Here is a 4,363-nt window from a genome sequence, read left to right on the forward strand (position 1 = left end):
TCATCAAAGAGATTTGGAGCGAGCTTAAAAGCTTCGGCGATAAAAACGGGCTAAATTTAAGCGCAAACGTCGAAAGCGTGATGGCAAAACGCGCCGAGATCGAAGCGAGCCTAGAACTAGCCCGCGAGTTTAGGCTGCTTTAAGGCAAGCGGTAAATTCGGGCGACAAGAGCGCGAAATTTAGGCGCAAAATCGCGCCGCAAAGTAAATTTTACCTTCGCGGAGGGTTGTTTAAATTTATATGCTTTTGTCCAAAATCTTAAATTTCCGTAAGGCGCTAAATTTGAAAGAGCGAAATTTAAACGAAAAGGTACGGTAACCACGAGAAAAGAGAGCGCGGATTATTTAAATTTGTGCTTAAATAAAGGCGATTAAATGCAAAACAAAACGGCAAGCCGAGCGGCGGAGTTTAAATTTGCGGACAAGCAGAACGAAACAAAGCGGCGGACGGATTAAATTTAAGCAAAAAATGCGAGATAAAAAAGCGGCGTAAATTTAAGCGCGAGTCCGGACCGCGCGGCCTAGGCTTAATTACCGCGCCGAAATTTAACCGCACTTGGCGGCTTTGGTTTGCGAGCCAACAAGCCACAAAATAAGCGGCCAAACGTGTAAAGGAGTTAAAACGGAGACTTTATTTACCTTTATTTTCGTCGGCGCCATAGCCGTGCTTTTTGCGCTTCCCGCGGCTTCTAATCTTTTTGCGGCCTTAGGCGAAAAACCCGCCCAAAATTTAAGCGAGAACGCTCAAAACTCAGCCCAAAGCGAGCTTTCGCCAGAGCTAAAAGAGCTAGAAAACGAGCGCGTAAATTTAGTAGCCGCCGTCAAAAAGGCAACTCTTATCGCCCTTGCGGTAGGCGTTTGCGTAGGCGCAGCTGCGGCGTATTTTTTAGACGCGATTTTTGGAGTGACGCTGGGCACTATCTCATATGCTGCGACGACTGGCCTTTTGACTGCGTCTAAAAGGCGAGAATTTAGGGCAAATTTTAAACGTCAAATCATAGAAAATATCGTAAAAAAGCACGGCCTTAGCTACGATAAAGACCGCGGGCTGGGGCTTGATGATTTTTTTACGATTTACGATTGCAGGGTCGATGAGTGGAGCAGCGAGGATCTCATCGAGGGCGATATAGATGGCGTTAGCGTCAAATTTAGCGACTTTTACGCAGCCAAAAAGGTGAAAAAGAAAAACGGCACCGAGACGGTCGTGCAGTTTCAAGGCGTGCTTTTTAAGGCGGATTTTAATAAAAAGCTAAGCTCCATAACGCAAATCGCGCACGTAAATTCGCGAAATTTAGCGGTTTACGGGCAGAAGGCAAATATGGACGACGTGAGATTTGAGGAGATCTTTGACGTCTATACGACCGATCAGATCGGCGCTAGATACGCGCTTAGCCCGGCGCTGATGGAAAATTTTACTCAGCTTTGCCTCAGGCTAGATGCACCCGTAAATGCCGTTTTTAAGGATAATCAAATCTTCATCGCCGTAGAGACCTGGCGCGACGACTTTGAGCCAAATATCCGCAAGTCCCTAATAAACAACGAAACCATAGCGCTTTACGAGAGCGAGATAGCAAGCTTTACTCAGATAGTAAAAGAGTTAAATTTAAACCGCAAAATTTGGTAATTTTGAAATTTGGACGGCTTTGTGGCTCGCGGCTCAAATTTGAATGCAATGATAAAATTTTACGTAAATTTAATCACGATATAGCGTAAATATTTTCTAAACATCAAAGCGTTTTTGTAGTATAATCACCTTATAAATCCACGCAAAGGAGTCGTCATGAAAAAGTTGATTTTAGCGATCTTTTTGGCGTGTTTGGCGTTGTCTTCGGCACAAGGCGGCCAAGAGTACGGCGATGGATTGAGAGCCGTATCCAGAGGAGAGTGGGCTAACGCGGTGCAGTATTTCACGGCAGCTTGTTATAACTATAACGATAACGAAGCAGGCTCTTGCAAAGAGCTTGGCGTGATATATGAGTACGGCAAGGGCGGTGCGGGCCCTCAGAGAGTGAAAAAAAATGACGCTCTCTCAAAGCAAGCTTACGCGCAATGCTGCAAAAAGAGCGGTGGCCTCATGAGAGAGTGCTGCAAAAAGGTCGGCAAATAATCGCGGCTCGTTCTGGGCACTAGCTTTAAGTATGCGGCCGCTTGTAAAGGCCAAATTTGACTTACTAAGCGGCTCGCATACGAAATTTATTCTTTAGCGATTTTGGCTCAAATTTATATTTGAGGGCTTTAAATTTGCCGTACTTTTGGACTTTTACTCGGTTAAATTTTGCTTGGCGGCTTGAAGGACTTTTTCTAGCTTTTTGTTATTTTTACCGTCTTTTTCGAGATATAGTCGCTGCTGTTCTTTTAGGGCTTTAAAAATTTGCGCTCGCTCTTCGCCGCTCGTTATTTCAAGCAGCGCTTGCGCCCAGTTAGCAGGGTAACCAAAGCCGTATTCGCCTATGCCAACAAGAGTTTTTTGCATTCGTTTGGCGTCATAGTTTAGATTGTGAGTGGGGTAGGTTGGGATGATTTTTAGCGTTTCTCGCTCCGCTATTTCGCAGGAGATCAGTTCTTTTGCTAGCTCGATACGTATTTTTAAAATTTCTTTGATCTGATCGTTTGTGTAGCGATTTGACTTGCTTGAATTTTCTTTTTGCATGATTATAAAATGCCTTAAAATTTAAAAACCGAGATCCAAAAGCAGATATTTGTCGTCAAATTTTGCTTTGCGTTTTGTCTGTTTTTATGATCTTGTCGGTTTGTGTAATTTTTATACCGCTTATTTCTCGCAGTCCTTTGCGGTTAGCTCTACTTTACTAAAAAGCGCGCCGTTTGGTATACGGTAGTTCATTACGATACTTTTTGCTTTTTGTAGCACCATAAGGGTATTTTGATCAGAGCAAAAATCCTCCACCAAAAGCTCTTTCATGGTAGACGTAAATTCTTTTTTATATTCGTCCGCAATAGCTTCCCAGTCTATGTTTTGCGAGTTTTTAAAGACGTATTCGTAGGTAATTATATCGTCTTTGCAACTTACTTCAGTAGCCTTTATGTTTTCGTCTTCTATTTGATTTAGCGCTGATTTGGCACCGATGGTGGCTAGTCTCAGATACGGACTGCACTCCGCGCCAGCCAGAGCTAGTGCAAGAGCGCAAACGAGACAAATTTTTCTCATCTTTTTGGCGTTACCAGCATATTGACGTAGCGGCCTTCTAGTAGCGGCTCTTTATCGCGGTCGGAGACGTCTTTTACCATCTCCCAGACTTTTTGTAGCATCGCGACGCCCGCTTCGGGATTGCTCATCTCGCGGCCTTTTAGAAATACGCGAAATTTGACGTGTTTGCCGTCTTCTAGAAACTCAAGCGCGTGCTTGACTTTGTAGTTGATGTCGTTTTGAGCGATTTTGACGGAGAGTTTGATCTCTTTTACTTCGATCGTTTTTTGCTTTTTCTTGGCCTCTTTTTGCTTTTTTTCCTGCTGGTAGCGGAATTTGCCGTAGTCCATTATCTTGCAAACGGGAGGTTTGGCGTCAGGTGCGATTAGCACCAGATCAAGCCCCATTTTCTCGGCGATTTTCAAGGCCTCTACTCTTGGGATGACGCCGTATGCGGTGCCGTCGTCTCCCACGCATCTCACTTCGCTCGCTCTGATATCTTCGTTGAGCAACACTTCGTTTTCTTTAGCCAATTAGTTTTTTCCTTTAAGTTGAAATTTGTTGATTATATCCAAAAATATTGTGTTTTTATTGTATTTTTCGTAGAAATTTATTGCGCCGTGACAATTTTTGCAGATTTTGGTAAAAGCCAGGCTTAGCATAAAGCCGCGCCTAGCTCAAATTTAGCGGATTTTAGTCCGTATTTCAAAAAGTTACCTCGGCGAGTTTTGATTTTAGCAGCTCGACGAATTCATCCAGCTTCATATCTTTTTGCTCCCTGGTCGTGCGGTCGCGCAGAGCGATGGCGCTATTTGCCACTTCGTTGTCGCCTAACACCGCGATCATCGGCACGCGCTGTTTTTCTGCGGTGCGGATGCGTTTGTTTAGGCTCTCGTTTTTGCTTGCGATTTCGCTATCTACGCCGATTTTGCGTAGCTCTTTGGCAACGGTTTTGGCGTAGTCTAGGTGCGCGTCGCTGATCGGCACGATGACTACTTGCGTAGGCGCCACGAAAAACGGCAGCTCGCCGCCCGTGTGCTCGATCAAAATGCCGATAAATCGCTCAAAGCTTCCCAGTAGCGCGCGGTGAAGCATGACGGGCTGTTGGCGTTCGTTATTTGCGTCGATGTAGCCGAGATCAAAGCGCTCAGGTAGGTTAAAATCGACCTGGATCGTGCCGCACTGCCATTTTCTTTTTAGCGCGTCGGTGATTTTGATG

General features: G+C 44.9%; 6 protein-coding genes. 2 read left to right on the forward strand and 4 right to left on the reverse strand.

What is annotated here, in order from left to right; translation table 11 throughout:
- The first annotated feature begins 663 nt into the window (after positions 1 to 663).
- Both Q0338_RS04620 and Q0338_RS04625 read left to right on the forward strand, forming a co-directional pair.
- Positions 664 to 1,623, forward strand: coding sequence for a DUF3137 domain-containing protein (locus Q0338_RS04620; RefSeq protein WP_298085734.1), 960 nt, complete (start codon positions 664 to 666; stop codon positions 1,621 to 1,623).
- A gap of 156 nt (positions 1,624 to 1,779) precedes the next feature.
- On the forward strand, positions 1,780 to 2,106 hold the full coding sequence (locus Q0338_RS04625) for a hypothetical protein (RefSeq protein WP_122872974.1): 327 nt from the start codon (positions 1,780 to 1,782) through the stop codon (positions 2,104 to 2,106).
- Positions 2,107 to 2,259: 153 nt separating this feature from the next.
- Here Q0338_RS04625 and Q0338_RS04630 read toward each other — a convergent pair whose 3' ends face one another.
- The 4 genes from Q0338_RS04630 to Q0338_RS04645 form a co-directional block, all read right to left on the reverse strand.
- Complete coding sequence (locus Q0338_RS04630; protein WP_298085735.1) at positions 2,260 to 2,649, reverse strand: hypothetical protein; 390 nt, start codon at positions 2,647 to 2,649, stop codon at positions 2,260 to 2,262.
- A 120-nt stretch (positions 2,650 to 2,769) separates the two neighbouring features.
- Positions 2,770 to 3,165: a polyphosphate kinase gene (locus Q0338_RS04635; protein ID WP_298085736.1), complete on the reverse strand. Its 396-nt coding sequence runs from the start codon at positions 3,163 to 3,165 to the stop codon at positions 2,770 to 2,772.
- On the reverse strand, positions 3,162 to 3,677 hold the full coding sequence (infC, locus tag Q0338_RS04640) for a translation initiation factor IF-3 (RefSeq protein ID WP_122872973.1): 516 nt from the start codon (positions 3,675 to 3,677) through the stop codon (positions 3,162 to 3,164). The genes Q0338_RS04635 and infC overlap by 4 nt, the downstream gene beginning before the upstream one ends.
- A gap of 172 nt (positions 3,678 to 3,849) precedes the next feature.
- The coding region (locus Q0338_RS04645) for a His/Gly/Thr/Pro-type tRNA ligase C-terminal domain-containing protein (RefSeq protein WP_298085737.1) at positions 3,850 to 4,363 on the reverse strand (514 nt) is incomplete at its 5' end.

The organism is uncultured Campylobacter sp. (genome assembly GCF_938018145.1).
GTDB lineage: Bacteria > Campylobacterota > Campylobacteria > Campylobacterales > Campylobacteraceae > Campylobacter_A.

Bases quoted from the DNA above. Each gene is read 5' to 3' on its own strand.
- Q0338_RS04635 (WP_298085736.1), bottom strand. From the start codon at position 3,165: ATGAGAAAAATTTGTCTCGTTTGCGCTCTTGCACTAGCTCTGGCTGGC.
- Q0338_RS04630 (WP_298085735.1), bottom strand. From the start codon at position 2,649: ATGCAAAAAGAAAATTCAAGCAAGTCAAATCGCTACACAAACGATCAG.
- Q0338_RS04625 (WP_122872974.1), top strand. From the start codon at position 1,780: ATGAAAAAGTTGATTTTAGCGATCTTTTTGGCGTGTTTGGCGTTGTCT.